Annotated in this window: 10 protein-coding genes; 7 read left to right on the forward strand and 3 right to left on the reverse strand. The window is 41.2% G+C overall.

Features of this window, described 5'->3' with window-relative positions; all coding sequences use genetic code 11:
- The first annotated feature begins 14 nt into the window (after nucleotides 1-14).
- The 5 genes from znuA to AACW06_RS10605 all read left to right on the forward strand — a co-directional run bounded on the left by znuA (nucleotide 15) and on the right by AACW06_RS10605 (nucleotide 7,744).
- Nucleotides 15-893 carry a zinc ABC transporter substrate-binding protein ZnuA gene (znuA, locus tag AACW06_RS10585; RefSeq protein ID WP_192075027.1) on the forward strand — a complete coding sequence of 293 codons (879 nt, stop codon included), beginning with the start codon at nucleotides 15-17 and terminating at the stop codon, nucleotides 891-893.
- A 171-nt stretch (nucleotides 894-1,064) separates the two neighbouring features.
- Nucleotides 1,065-4,424, forward strand: coding sequence for a helix-turn-helix domain-containing protein (locus tag AACW06_RS10590; protein ID WP_443263272.1), 3,360 nt, complete (start codon nucleotides 1,065-1,067; stop codon nucleotides 4,422-4,424).
- A gap of 592 nt (nucleotides 4,425-5,016) precedes the next feature.
- Nucleotides 5,017-5,244 carry a FeoA family protein gene (locus AACW06_RS10595; protein ID WP_053311811.1) on the forward strand — a complete coding sequence of 76 codons (228 nt, stop codon included), beginning with the start codon at nucleotides 5,017-5,019 and terminating at the stop codon, nucleotides 5,242-5,244.
- Nucleotides 5,244-7,517: a Fe(2+) transporter permease subunit FeoB gene (gene feoB / locus AACW06_RS10600; protein ID WP_192075028.1), complete on the forward strand. Its 2,274-nt coding sequence runs from the start codon at nucleotides 5,244-5,246 to the stop codon at nucleotides 7,515-7,517. Before AACW06_RS10595 ends, feoB begins: the two co-directional genes overlap by 1 nt.
- Nucleotides 7,514-7,744 (forward strand): FeoC-like transcriptional regulator, encoded by a 231-nt coding sequence (locus tag AACW06_RS10605; protein WP_053311809.1) that lies wholly within the window; start codon nucleotides 7,514-7,516, stop codon nucleotides 7,742-7,744. Before feoB ends, AACW06_RS10605 begins: the two co-directional genes overlap by 4 nt.
- A gap of 54 nt (nucleotides 7,745-7,798) precedes the next feature.
- Here the strand turns inward: AACW06_RS10605 and AACW06_RS10610 are convergent, their stop codons facing one another.
- Together AACW06_RS10610 and argS are read right to left on the reverse strand one after the other, a co-directional pair.
- A complete protein-coding gene (locus AACW06_RS10610) occupies nucleotides 7,799-8,227 on the reverse strand; it encodes an HIT family protein (protein WP_192075029.1) in 429 nt (142 codons plus the stop codon).
- 85 nt (nucleotides 8,228-8,312) lie between these two features.
- Nucleotides 8,313-10,046 carry an arginine--tRNA ligase gene (argS, locus tag AACW06_RS10615; protein WP_192075030.1) on the reverse strand — a complete coding sequence of 578 codons (1,734 nt, stop codon included), beginning with the start codon at nucleotides 10,044-10,046 and terminating at the stop codon, nucleotides 8,313-8,315.
- A gap of 205 nt (nucleotides 10,047-10,251) precedes the next feature.
- Here argS and AACW06_RS10620 point away from each other — a divergent pair, with 205 nt between their 5' ends.
- On the forward strand, nucleotides 10,252-10,848 hold the full coding sequence (locus tag AACW06_RS10620) for a VOC family protein (protein ID WP_192075031.1): 597 nt from the start codon (nucleotides 10,252-10,254) through the stop codon (nucleotides 10,846-10,848).
- Nucleotides 10,849-10,879: 31 nt separating this feature from the next.
- On the opposite strand, the gene AACW06_RS10625 is transcribed toward AACW06_RS10620, so the two are convergent.
- Complete coding sequence (locus tag AACW06_RS10625; protein WP_192075032.1) at nucleotides 10,880-13,657, reverse strand: insulinase family protein; 2,778 nt, start codon at nucleotides 13,655-13,657, stop codon at nucleotides 10,880-10,882.
- Nucleotides 13,658-13,869: 212 nt separating this feature from the next.
- Between AACW06_RS10625 and sixA the strand changes: the two genes are divergently transcribed.
- The gene (sixA, locus tag AACW06_RS10630) at nucleotides 13,870-14,334 is read left to right on the forward strand and encodes a phosphohistidine phosphatase SixA (protein WP_192075033.1); all 465 of its coding nucleotides are present in this window, start codon (nucleotides 13,870-13,872) and stop codon (nucleotides 14,332-14,334) included.
- Nucleotides 14,335-14,352: the final 18 nt, after the last annotated feature.

Genomic DNA, 14,352 nt, shown 5'->3' on the forward strand with positions numbered 1-14,352 from the left:
ATGGAAAAACTACCATGTTGCGTCAAATCGCCTACTGTTTATGCTTAGCTACCTTATCACCACTGGTTTGGGCTAATACCGTTTTGACAAGTATTAAACCGATTCAAATGATCACCTTTGAACTGACTAAAGGCGTCACAGAACCAACGGTATTACTTGGTTCCAACACATCACCTCATGATTACGCAATGCGCCCGTCTGATGTAAAAAAGATAAGAGCAGCCGATTTAGTGATTTGGTATGGCGAAGATTTAGAGCCATTTTTAAGTAAAACCTTACAAACACACCATAACGTCTTAACCATTAGTCAAATACCTGAACTAAAGTTAAGAGAATTCTCTGGTGATCACCATGACCATGATGGACATAACCATGGAACTCATGATCCTCATTTTTGGCTTGGGGTTGAGCAAGCTAAACAGGTCGCTAGTGCAATCACAGAGCGCTTAAAGAGCACTGATGTAGATAATGCGCTGCTATACCAAGCTAACTTAGAAAATTTCTTAAATGAAATAGCTATCACTAACCGAAATATTGTTCAGCAGTTGAGTTCGGTTAAACATAAAGGTTATTACGTTTTTCATGATGCTTATGGATATTTTGAGCAACAATATCAGTTAAATAATATAGGTCACTTTACCGTTAGCCCAGATCGAAAACCTGGGGCTAAGACCCTGATCAACATTAAAAATTCACTTGCGAAAAATGAAGCTAAATGTGTTTTTTCAGAGCCACAGTTTACTCCAGCTGTTATCGATACCGTGACTCGAGGTAGCCAAGTGAATAGCGGTGTGCTCGACCCGTTGGGTATGGATATAGATGTGAAAAGTGGCAGCTATTTTGAGTTGCTGAACCAGTTGAGTAATAGCATTTATGGCTGCTTGTCTGAATAGATGCACGCTGTATTGTTTGTTGTGCATTTACTTGTGGTCATTTTCACTAAATATTATTGTTTTATTTGTGCCTTAACTTCAAAAAATTATAAGTTTAGCTAGAATAGTTGATAATTATCGTCGCAAAAAAACGTTTAATAATTAGGCGTATCCTCGATTAAGGCTCTGCTGTTGAAAGGAACATTTTTGTATTCCAAATATTTGAGTCAGGTTTTGTGCTTACTACTTCTGTTATTGGCGTGGTATGCCCAAGCTCTGGACAAAGCCCCTTCGATTTTTTACCCCTTGCCAACCCAAGCTCAAGGCAAAGTCTTTGTGGCCCAAAACTTATTCTTGGGTGATGAAGGGGGAATATGGATACACGATGTTCACGGTAAAGTTGTGTTCTTTGATGGACAAAATATCCTCCCTCGTCGAGGTTCAGTACTGGCACAAGACAGTGGTCACATTGCTTATTTCGATAATGCTTTTTGGTCTTACGTTGAGAATGAAGTTTACCGTACTTACCCTGCCCAACACCGAGAGCTTGTTTTTAGCCTTACAGCTGGTTCAGTTATAAAAAATATAGGTGCTTCTAACGGTTTTATTTGGTTAACCGATGACGCACATTTTTACACCTATAATATCCAGACAAAAAGAATTGATACTTATCCGTTGTCGGATATGTATCAATTCAACCAAGTCAGTCAATTGACAATCAATGATGCTAAATTTCTATTGTCAAAGTGGGTGCTAGCAACCAATGCTGGTGTTTATTTATCTGATGGAGAAAGCTTTTCTCATGTATTGAGCTCGAAGAAGCATTTTATTGAAAAGCTTTATTTTTCTACAAAAAACAGAGAGCTTATCGTTGGTACGCTGAACGGAGCGCTCATTATCGATATAAAAAATCCAAATTCCCAACAACCAAAACGGATTGGATATTCACACGTATTATCATTGGCCGAAACCGACAACGAATATTGGGTTGGCACTGAAGATGGTCTATTCGTCTACTCATTTCTGACCAACAATATAGTTAAATTGGAAAGTAATGATCAAGACAGCAATGGTTTACCAGGTAATCAAATTTACTCTTTAGTCAATGATTTACAAGGCGGTATTTGGATAGCAACGGATAAAGGAATTCGCTATTTTTCGCTTTTTGGGTTTCGTTTTGAACGCAACCAGCAACCGCAGTTAATTCATAATCAAATTAAGAAAATTGTTCCGCGGTTAGATAAAAAAGGCTACTGGGTATTAACCAATCAAGGTCTCTACCAATTCGATAGTAATTGGAACAAGATTAAGCTTTTGTTTAACTTGTCAATAAATGATTTTGTGCAACTGAGTAACACATCGCTATGGCTTGCCACCCATGAAGGTCTTGTTGTCTATAACTTAGAAACCGAGGCGGAGGAATCCTCTCATTTGCCCTTAAATCTACGCACGACAGGTATCCTACATCTAACCCTTGATAATAACGGTTTATTATGGGGAGCGAATGAGAACCAACTGTGGTCCTATGATGTTGGTGCTAATACGTTGACTAATTACGGTATCGATTGGTTTGTTGACGCCTTTCTGCCAGCTAAAGTGAGCTTATTAAAAGCGACTCAGCGTGGTCTGTTTATCGGGACAGACCATGGTGTTTATACCTTAAATCAAGGTAAGATCGTTTTTCGACGGCCAACAAGTGGTTATGGGCGCAGTGTCAATATACTTGAAGGGAGCAATGGGGATATCTGGTTTGCGAGTAGTTACGGTTTGTTTAACCTTTCTCATGACAGGAATGAATTTAATTCAATCCCTTTGGCCGAGGATAATATCAGCCCTAAATGCTTAGCCGAATCACAAGAAGGAATATGGCTGACTTCATCGAATGGTATCTCTCTTTATAACCAACAAGGCGATATAAAAAAACACTATGCTGCACCTCACGGTCTTATTCATAATGAATTTCAAAGTGGGGTTTGTACATCAAGTATTATTGATAATAAAGCGTGGTTGTTGTCTGGTTCCCGTTTTGGTCTGCTTAAGGTCTCACCGGGTAAACTTGTTACGGCTCCCCCCCCAAATACGTCGATTATTTTTAGCCAAATAAGTATCGATCATACGCCAGTGATGATTGGTCGTAGCCGTTTTCACCCTCTAGAACTGAAATATGGTAGCTCGATTAGTTTTTTATTTGGTTCTTTACCTGAAGCCCGAACCCAATCGCTTGAATTTCGTATTGAAGGTGATGGGCAGTGGCAACCGCTAGAGGGCTCGCAATTAACGCTGGATCATTTACTTCCTGGTGACTACCGAATTTTAGTTAGAGACCACACTCAATATCCACAAAACAGCACAATGAACAGCTTATCATTTGTTGTTGCTAAGCCGTGGTATCTTTCATCATGGGCAATATTGTTTTACAGCATTATAGTATTGGGCTGTGTTGCTGTAGCCTCTTTATGGCGTTCGCATTGGGTGGCGAAGGCGAACCGAGAATTGAAATTACAAGTGGCATTGAAGACGGAACAATTACGCCATCAAAGTAAAATTGTACTCACTAACAACCACCAATTACGTAAGCAGCTACAAATTCGACATGTTTTTGTGGAACAGATGCTAGATTCAATTTCACCTACTCTAGATCAGTTGATTTATCGCACCCAACTCAATCAACTTGGTCGCTTAGAGCGTCTTGCACAAAAAGTGAAACGAGAACTTACGCTATTACGGAATGTGAGAAGTGATAAAGCTTCCACTCAGCAAATTTATGATTTATCGATCATTCTCAACTCATCAATCGACAGTTGGCGAGATGAATTCGATAAAGCCGAAATCACATTAGTCGTAAATAATGAGCTCAAGCAATCTTATGTTGAATCTGAAAGCTTTAATTTTGATTTAATTTTCAATATGTTACTGTCTAATGCTGTTAATCGTCTATATCGAAATCAGTCATTACAGATCCACTGCTATGAGCGTGAAAGACGTTTATTTGTTGTTATTATTGATAGTGGTGAGCAAATGATGGACTCAAGCGTTGACGGCTCTACTTCCGGTTTTGAACAAGAAGGGTTACATCAATTAATGCGATCTTCAGGTGGTGAAATCCATATTTTTTCTTCTTCAGAGCGAAACTTGACAGAGCTGTCTTGGCCTAGTGTGGATTTATTAACAGAAGAGTCTGAAGCCATTGAACTGGAAGATGCCGCTGAGAAGGTAACGATTGACCCGCTGGAGAAAGAGTGGCTCAAAAAAGTTGAACTGCTGATACAGCAATACTATTCCGACCCTGAATTCAGTACATCATCGGCCGCTAAGCTCTTATTTGTTTCAGAGAGAAGCCTTCAACGACGTTTTAAAGCTGTTACTGGAAAGACCTTCAAAGAGTATTTGAAGGAGGTTCGCTTAGAAAAAGCATGTCAGCGTTTATTAGCTGGTGAAAAAATATCTCAAGTTGCTTTCGACTGTGGCTTTAATGATCCCTCCTACTTTAGCCAAAGATTCAAACATCACTTTGGTTTATCTCCGACTCAGTTTATTGATGACAACGAGTAAAAAAACTAACCCCATAAGCTATAGCGAGCTCAAGAACGTTTTGTAGCGAGCATGATGACTGAAAATAGATATAGATATGCCTAAGAGTATGTTGACTGAATTGTCTTATTCGAAGAGAAAGTTTTGATGTGATGATAAAAAAATATCGTGGTATAGCCGGGGGGACTATACCACGGGCACCAAAGGTGCCTTCGCTTGCTGCCGGAGTGATATGAGTTAGCCTCACATCACCTCTGGATTCATATCAAAGGAGAAGTTTCCTTTCGATGGGTTCACTATATGACTAATCACTTATTTCACTTATAAAATTAACGACAAGATGCCATAAGAAAAGCGACATAGTTCGATATTCTTATAACATTATGATTTTAAATATAAAAATAGAAATGTCGTAAGCATGAGTTCATTTTTTTGTTTATTTGTTATTTTATGAAAAGGCAATTTAACGTTTTTGACGTGATATGTTTTAACAAAAGCAACGTTTTGATTTGCGCAATCTTTGATTTCACTCAAGAACATTAGACGTATCAACGTGTATTATTCATGTTAATAAAAATATTTCTCATTACCACTACCATTGAGAGTGCTATAAATGAAACTATCTCAATTAAAAGCAGGGGAAAGCGCAAATATTACGGCGTTTTACCAACTTCCAAACGATGTTCGCAAAAAATTGATGGTGATGGGATTGTTGCCTCAAACTGCGGTGACTTTAGTTCGACGAGCTCCAATGGGAGACCCACTTCAAATTGAAGTAAGAGGAGTGTCATTAGCTGTGCGTGAAAAAATCGCAGCTTGTATTGAGGTGGAGAAAGCCTAATGCAATATCAAATTCTAACCGTTGGTAATCCCAATAGTGGAAAAACAACATTATTTAACGGCCTGACAGGTGCAAAACAACAAGTTGGTAACTGGGCTGGTGTAACCGTAGAGAAAAAAACAGGCTACTATTCTCACTCTGGCGATGAATTTAAATTAACCGATCTGCCGGGTATCTATGCTTTAGATAGTGGCAATGACAGCAATAGTATCGATGAGTCTATTGCTTCTAGAGCGGTATTGACTCATCCAGCGGATCTCATTATCAATGTTGTCGACGCGACTTGCCTTGAACGTAGCTTATACATGACGCTGCAACTTCGTGAATTAGGGCGTCCGATGATTGTCGTTTTGAATAAAATGGATGCTTTGAAGCGAGAGCGACAACGCCTTGATATTAAAAGACTTGAAAAGATATTGGGTTGCCCGGTATTCATGCTGTCGGCTACTAGTAAAGAGCAGGTCAATAGCTTCAAAGAGAAATTGCACAAATTATTACTGCAAGGCGTTGCTCTTAAAGAACTGGTACTTGACTATGGTTTTGCATTTGAACGATCAATTGAAAAAATATCGGCAGCTTTTCAGCATCAAGAAGTGGTTGCGCGTGCATTGGCTATTCGTGCTTTAGAAAATGATTTGTTGGTGATTAATAGTTTACCTGAGTCACAGCGTGCTCTTGTTCGTAGAGAGCAAACATCAAGTGGTTTAGATATCGACCTACATGTTGCTGATACCAAATACACTTTTTTACATGAGCAATGTAAAAAAATTCGTCAAACCGAAGGAAAATTAAGCCATAACTTCACTGAAAAAGCCGATAAATTCATTTTAAATAAATGGATTGGCGTACCATTTTTCTTTGTAGTCATGTATCTAATGTTTATGTTCTCTATCAACATTGGTAGCGCATTCATTGACTTTTTTGATATCGGGGTCGGTGCATTATTGGTTGATGGTGGGCATTATCTACTGGATGACCATTTACCAATTTGGTTAGTTACTGTGCTTGCTGATGGTTTAGGTGGTGGTATTCAAACGGTTGCCACCTTTATTCCTGTCATTGCTTGTTTATATCTTTTCTTGGCTATTTTGGAGAGCTCGGGCTATATGTCTCGTGCCGCATTTGTGCTGGATAAAGTAATGCAGCGTATCGGTTTACCAGGAAAAGCTTTTGTGCCGTTAGTCCTAGGCTTTGGTTGTAATGTTCCTGCGATTATGGCAACCAGAACATTAGATCAAGAGCGCGAGCGTAAATTGGCCGCGTCAATGGCACCGTTTATGTCTTGTGGTGCACGCTTACCTGTATATGCATTATTTGCCGCGGCCTTCTTTCCTGAAAGCGGTCAGAATGTGGTCTTTGCGCTTTATTTATTGGGTATCTTGGCGGCAGTTTTCACTGGGCTTATTTTGAAGCACACACTTTTTCCTGGTTCCAGTGATAGTTTAGTGATGGAAATGCCTGACTATGAGATCCCTACCGTCCAAAACGTGCTGATCAAAACGTGGCAAAAATTAAAGCGTTTTGTTTTAGGCGCAGGGAAAACCATTGTTGTTGTCGTGACCATTTTGAGTTTCTTAAACTCAATTGGTATCGATGGTAGCTTTGGCAATGAAGACAGTGACAATTCAGTATTGTCTAAAGCGGCGCAAGTTGTGACTCCAGTATTTGCACCTATAGGTGTTAATCAAGACAACTGGCCTGCAACGGTAGGTATTATCACGGGTATTTTTGCCAAGGAAGCGGTAGTCGGTACTTTGAATAACTTGTACACATCAGCCACCAGCGATGAGGGTGAGTATGACCTTGTAGCAAGTCTGCAAGAAGCAGTAATGTCGATACCTGAAAACTTAATGGGGTTAAGTTTTTCTGATCCACTAGGTATTGAAGTTGGTGACTTAACGGACAGTAACGCTATTGCAGAAGAGCAAGCGGTAGATGCTTCAATTTTTGGCAACCTAAAGCATCATTTTGTGACCGGTCATGCGGCGTTTGCTTATCTGATTTTTATCTTACTTTATACGCCTTGTGTCGCGGCAATGGGAGCTTATGTTCGTGAGTTTGGTATGAAATATGCCCGTTTTATTGCGATTTGGACCATGGGGTTGGCCTACGGTAGTGCGACATTGTATTACCAAGCAAGCCACTTTATGCAGCAACCTGTGAAAAGTTCACTTTGGATCGGTGTAATAGTCATTACGAGTCTATTGATATACCAAACACTGAAGATTCGTGGGCGTAAATTACAATCGTTACTGGAGATACAAGCCGCATGATATTGACTGAGTTAAAAGGTTACATTGAAGAGAATGGTATTGTCAGCCGTGCTGACCTCGCCAAGAAATTTTCAATGAGTGAGGATGGGGTAGATGCAATGCTGAATGTCTGGATTAAAAAAGGGATTATTTCACGCACCATCGATACCAATAAAGCACATCATGTGACAAGGGTGCGTTATGCACTGAACCGCAATGATGGCTTATCACTAACGGTAACTTTGTAACTTCGTTAATGGTTCGATTTTTAAAAGCCGCTAAATTATCAGCGGCTTTTGTGTTTAAGCTTTATTAAAAATTGAACTTAATGAAAGTACATTCTGTATTATTCTCAATAGTTCGCACTGTTCTTGCTCGGTGCGCATTACGCCTTGAGTATTTCCCCAAATAGGACCAGGCCAAGCAATATCACTTTTGAAGCGAGCGATATGGTGAATATGAAGTTGAGGCACCATATTACCTAGTGCACCTAGGTTCAATTTGTCGGGGCAAAATGTTGCTTCAAGTGCTTGGCTAACCGCTTGTGATTCAAGCAAAAATTGCTGTTGTTCATGCATGGGTAAGTGGTGTAATTCTTTTAAGTTTGCTCGTTTAGGGACGAGAATAACCCACGGAACCGCGTTATCTTTGTGTAATAAAGCTAAGCAAAGAGGAAACTGACCTATTAACGAAGTATCTTTAGTCAGTTGAGGGTGAAGTTCAAAATCCATAGCGCTATCCAATATAAGTCGTGTTTTACTAGATAAAATAAAAGGCTGGCGTTTGCCAACCTTTTATATTTTTCACATCAAATAATTACATACGATCTAGCGTATTTATACCTAGCAGTGATAAGCCTTGCTTGATGGTTTTCGCAGTAAGCGCAGCCAATTTTAGACGGCTTTGTTTGATGCTCTCATCTTCTGCTACAAGGATCGGGCAGGCTTCATAGAAGCTAGAGAATTGACCCGCAAGTTCGAATAGGTAGCTACACATAACATGTGGCTGGCCTTCACGAGCAACGGTTTGTACCGCTTCTTCAAATTGAAGTAGTTTAGCAATGAGAGCTTTCTCTTTTTCTTCAGTAACTTTGATTTCGCCAGTGAGGTTATCCATTGATACCCCAGCTTTTGCAAAAATAGATGCAACTCGAGTGTAGGCATATTGCATGTATGGTGCAGTATTTCCTTCAAACGCTAACATGTTATCCCAGTCAAATACGTAGTCAGTGGTACGGTGTTTAGACAAATCGGCATATTTTACAGAGGCCATCGCAACTGTATTTGCGATATTGGCTTTCTCATCTGCGGCGAGATCTGGGTTTTTCGATTCAATTAGTTTTGCAGCGCGCTCTTGTGCTTCATCGAGAAGATCAGTAAGGCGTACTGTACCGCCAGCACGAGTCTTAAATGGACGGCCATCTTTACCTAGCATCATACCGAATGCGTGGTGCTCTAGAGTGACTTCTTCAGGAACATAACCTGCTTTGCGAACAATGGTCCAAGCTTGCATTAGGTGCTGATGTTGACGAGAGTCGATGAAGTACAAGACGCGATCAGCGCCCAAGGTTTCGTAACGGTACTTAGCACAAGCGATATCGGTTGTGGTGTATAGGAAACCACCATCACGCTTCTGAACGATAACGCCCATTGGTTCGCCATCTTTATTTTTGTATTCATCTAAGAATACAACTTGTGCACCATCGTCTTCTTTAGCTAAGCCTTTCTCTTTCAGATCGGCAACGATAGTTGGTAGCATGTCGTTGTACATACTTTCCCCCATGACATCATCACGAGTTAAAGATACATTCAAGCGGTCATAGTTGCGCTGGTTTTGGATCATGGTGACATCAACCAGTTTCTTCCACATTTCAGCACAGTACGCATCGCCACTTTGCAGTTTTACCACATAGCCACGCGCTTTAGCTGCGAACGCTTCATCTTCGTCGTACAGTTTTTTCGATTCGCGGTAAAAGGCTTCAAGATCAGACAGTTCCATTGATACTTCGCCTGACTCTTGCTGTACTCGTTCAAGGTTGGCGATAAGCATACCAAACTGAGTACCCCAGTCACCGATATGGTTAGCGCGGATCACTTTATGACCGAGAAATTCTAATGTACGAACCACAGCGTCACCGATGATGGTAGAACGTAAATGACCAACGTGCATTTCTTTCGCAACGTTTGGTGCAGAGTAATCTGCAACGATGGTTTGCGTTTCAGCGGTTGCTACACCAAGGCGAGAATCAGCCAATGCTGCGTCTGCTTGTTTTGCTAGGAAAGCTTCATCTAGGAAGATGTTTAGGAAACCCGGACCTGCGATTTCAACTTTAGAAGCGATACCGTCTAGGTTTAGAACGTCCAATACTTTCTGAGCAAATTCTCGAGGGTTAGTGCCTAGTCGTTTAGCAACGCCCATAACGCCATTTGCTTGGTAGTCACCAAATTGTGGTTTTGCAGATTGGCGAACAGCCGCAGGGCTGCCTGCTGGTGCGCCAGCGGCTTCAAGAGCCTGAGATACTTTGTCATTAATAAGTGCTTGGATATTCACACGCGTGTCCTTCAATTCTGGGAATTGCAAAGGTATGCATTTTATTCACCGCATTGGGTGAATGCATATCTCGATTTTGTTCATAATTTGGCGCACATAATACCAATTTTATTAAGGCGCTTACAGGGACTAAATTAGGAAATTTTCTACTTTTCAAACCGATCTTGGTACTATTGGGCGAAAATCATTATTTTGGACCGTTTAAATGTTTGAACCTCTCATTGATGCACAACTTCACCCTGAGCAGTTAAAACAAAATATCATTCAATTTATGCATAAAATTCAATACTTAACGGAAATTTTGCATATTGATTTATCAAGCAATAAAGCCGATCACATCGCGTTGCGTATTAATGATCCTGACTTAGCAATATTGGCACATAAAGCTTGGCTTAATGAAGGAAGAGAGATTTCGAACGCTGAAATTAACGGGCGTCCTATTATTGTGCTTGAATTTTCATCACCATTACAGGTATTAGGTTGGTCAATTGAGTGTCTAGAACTGCCTTATCCGGTTCCTGGAAAAATTTACCCACAGCAAACTTGGGAACACATCGAGTTTGTTGTGCAGTCCAATGCGCAAACTGCTCAAGAATATCTGCATGACATACAGTCGCGTTATCCATCTCTGCAAGAGCAGTGGAATAAGCTTGAGTCAAAAGGGGTTAAAGTAAAATTATCGAGCCCAAAAGGAGAGGGGGAGCGGTTGAATAACCCGACAGTTGCCTTTAAGTGGCAGGGGATATGTATTAAGTTACACCCGCATTCATTAAAAGATATCGTAGCGTCAGAGCAAGCCTAACTTGCCCTGACTATTTTTGCTGCTAAATATATTAACCTAAATCGCAATCTTTAGGACGAAGCTGAAATTCTTCAATTGAGCCGATTTCTTGGCCTAAACTCAGCGTTTCAGCATCGTGATGAGCATTGCCTTGCGAGTGCATAATCAAGCGGTTTGCTGTTCTTGGTTTTAATTCATTAACGATAAAGCGAATCATATCACTGCGACTGAGTAACTTAAGTTCTTCCAAGACCAGCTCCCTTTGACCAAATCCGGCATCTTTATTACCAATGGCGACCCACAATCGTTGTGCTCGGCTACGTAGGGTTGGGTCTGGCGCTGAAATTTGATTCCACAGCCCGCGCTTACTGCTGTGCCATTGGTATTCATTAAGTTCAAGAAGCACCATGTAAAAAGCATTCAGAAATTCATCGACAGCGATAATTAACTCGCTAGGAGCCGCATTAGGCGATTGTACATAAAGCACAATACCTGGGTGTCGGTTGAGTGGCATATTGCCAGTGCCGACCATATAACCAAGCTGTTGCTTGGTGCGGATCTCGTGGAAGAAAGTCGCTGACATTAGATGGTTTGCCAGTGAATATAAGGCGATATTGCGCGCTGAGGTATCATCACATTGGTAGTACACCACTACTGCAGAGTCTTCTTGATCGCAATGAACCTCTCTTTGAAATGTCCCATTTTTTCCAAGCATGATCAGTGGGCGCAGTGACTCTTCATATTGTTGGTCTTTCACTCGCAATGCATTCTTCAATGTCTCGGCCATCGCTTGTGCATCTTTTCGTAACCAGTCTCCATACACGAACATTTCAACATGCAGCTGAGCTAAAATTTGATCAACAAAGTCACGTAACTCTTCTAACTTGATGTCTTTTAACGCCTCGAGTAGTACGGGGTGAGGAGGGTTGTTGGGTTGCAAAATCCCTGTCATGGCATTAAAAATCTGCGATATTGGGCGATCTTTAGTAGTATTACGCCAATTTCGTAAAAGTTGTTGTTTAATAGTTTTAAAACGACTTTCGCTGAAATTACGTTTGGCGAAGCGCTCTAAAATCATTTCCATCAATTGAGGTTGTTTTTGACTGAAGCCCGAAATAGTTAATGTAACGCCACCTTGGTGTGCGTACATGTTGTAGTTCATGCCGGCGATTTCAGCTTGGTAAGTCTCTTTGGCAAGCGAATCTAAAAACATTTCAACGCATAGACGTGTTTTGACGATATTACTCGGATTTGCAACTGAAATCGGGCTATCAATGGCGATGTAAATTACCCCTTTAGGTACCCTAAATTCTCTATCTTGCAAGTGCCACAAACGAAAACCTGGTAACTCTTCAATAATTTCAGGATATTCTGACTGTGACGGTTCCAAATCTTTTGGGTCTAAGTCGTAACTAATGAATGGATTGTTCGGTGGTAGTGAGGTCGCTATATCAATGGGTGTTGAAAATAGTGCGAGCTGTGAGTCGGAAAATCGCGTTACAGAATAAGGGGTTGAATACCATTTTACGTGTTTGCCATAAGCACCACCTTTGGCAACTAAAGTGGATCGTAGGTTGCGAGGCGTTAGATACGAAAGCATTTGTCGTAGAAGTTGTTCATCGTAACCCGCCATCATGTAGTCACCATAGATGGTGTCTTGCGGCTTGTAATGCTGCATATTCACCACTAAATGGCTCACCATATCTAATGGTCGAGTGGTTTCTTGAAAACGAAAAGCTGATTCAAGCACTGCTCTTTTTTCGTTATAGCGCCACTCATCTAGCCCTTGCTCGGCGATCAGGTTAATTTGGGTAAAGAGCGCTTGAATGATCACCTCAACATGATTTACTCCCTCGCGGGTGAGATTAAAACTGACCGAAAACTCGCGATAGTTACTACCGTTAGCGCCTCCCCCTGCTGATAAAGAGGTGATCCAACCTTTTTCTTTTAGGGCTAGCATCAGGCTCCCTTCACCCTCATAACCGAGTAAATGAGCGAAGTAAGACAATGGTTTTACTTCATAAAAATCATCCATGTTTGGCGTTGGGAAGCTTAGTATCAGTTTACGAAGTTCCTTTAATGGCTCGATTTGGATAAATACCCCGGTATGATCTTCCAACACAAAAGGTTCCGAGACAGATTTATGCCCAAGCTGCTGATTCAATATTGAAGAGAACTTTTCTTCTGCTAGCTGTTCAAGTTCATCTAGACTATGTGGGCCCAATAAAGCAAGCGTCATTAAATCGGCAGAGTAGTGTTGATTATGGAACTGGACGATTTCTTCGCGAATAGAAACGTCATTTCTGTCACACAGAGTATCTAAATTACCCACCGAGAATTTCGCAAAGGGGTGCGCAGGGTTGATGGTTTCTTTTTGCACCTGGTACAAGCGGCGAGAGTCGTCGTTGAGTTTGAGTTTAAATTCAGAATCGACGGCTTGCCTTTCTTTATCTAAGGCTTCTTCATTAAACAGGGGAGCACAGAAAAATTGGCTGAAGCGGTCGAGGGCTTTTTCGAACGTATTCGGGCTGACATCGAAGAAGAAACAAGTATGTTCTGTTCCTGTCCACGCATTATTGCTGCCACCATGTTGACTAATAAAACTTTGAAATTCGCCTACTTTCGGGTATTTTTCTGTGCCCAAAAACAACATGTGTTCGAGGTAGTGTGCAAGGCCTTCTCTATCTGATGGGTCATCAAAATGGCCGACATTGACCGCTAAGGCTGCCGCTGATTTTTGTGCATCATCGGCTTGAATTAGTAACGTTCTCAACCCGTTGGTCAATGTTACATAGCGATAATGGTGAGTGTCGTTTGGGCTTAAATGCACGGTGAATCTCCACAGAAAATGCTATTCTAATTATGGCGTTGAAACAGTTTGGTGCAAACAGTAAGCCGCGATTTTATGAACAAAATGTCATTTTAAGTCTTTGATCAACTTTAATAGACTGTTAACAAGGTCGAAGTCTTTGCTAGGTCTCCTGATATAATTGAAAATAATGCAGCGTAGACTGCCAACATGATAATCACTAGGAATGAGTAATGAAGATTTTTATTATGCGCCACGGAGAAGCTGAGCATTATGCCGCGAGTGACGCAGAAAGAGCCTTAACCGAAAGAGGGCAGCGCGAGTCAGTAGCTGTGGCCGTTGCTTGTGAGAAACAAGGTCTTCGTCACTTTGATAAGGTGCTTGTTAGCCCTTACCTAAGGGCGCAACAAACATGGGCATCTATTGCGTCATATTTTGAATCTGATGATGTGGTTACTTATGATGATATTACACCCTATGGACAAGCCGATACGGTCTTTGACTATGTTTCAGCGTTAGTGGATATCGAGCAGTTAGAGTCAGTTTTATTGGTCTCTCACTTACCATTAGTCGGTTATTTGGCCGCAGAATTTGTCACCGATCTTGTACCACCGATGTTTCCAACCTCGGGACTGATCGGCATCGACTATGATCCGCACACTATGCAAGGAAAGCAGATGTGGAGTATCCACCCTTAGTGAGGGCGGGTAAAAAAC

This window comes from Vibrio sp. S12_S33, from assembly GCF_963889785.1.
Lineage (GTDB): Bacteria > Pseudomonadota > Gammaproteobacteria > Enterobacterales > Vibrionaceae > Vibrio > Vibrio aestuarianus.

Excerpts from the sequence above, each read along its gene's own strand:
- znuA (WP_192075027.1), top strand. The coding sequence starts at position 15 with ATGTTGCGTCAAATCGCCTACTGTTTATGCTTAGCTACCTTATCACCA.
- AACW06_RS10595 (WP_053311811.1), top strand. The coding sequence starts at position 5,017 with ATGAAACTATCTCAATTAAAAGCAGGGGAAAGCGCAAATATTACGGCG.
- feoB (WP_192075028.1), top strand. The coding sequence starts at position 5,244 with ATGCAATATCAAATTCTAACCGTTGGTAATCCCAATAGTGGAAAAACA.
- AACW06_RS10605 (WP_053311809.1), top strand. The coding sequence starts at position 7,514 with ATGATATTGACTGAGTTAAAAGGTTACATTGAAGAGAATGGTATTGTC.
- AACW06_RS10610 (WP_192075029.1), bottom strand. The coding sequence starts at position 8,227 with ATGGATTTTGAACTTCACCCTCAACTGACTAAAGATACTTCGTTAATA.
- AACW06_RS10620 (WP_192075031.1), top strand. The coding sequence starts at position 10,252 with ATGTTTGAACCTCTCATTGATGCACAACTTCACCCTGAGCAGTTAAAA.
- sixA (WP_192075033.1), top strand. The coding sequence starts at position 13,870 with ATGAAGATTTTTATTATGCGCCACGGAGAAGCTGAGCATTATGCCGCG.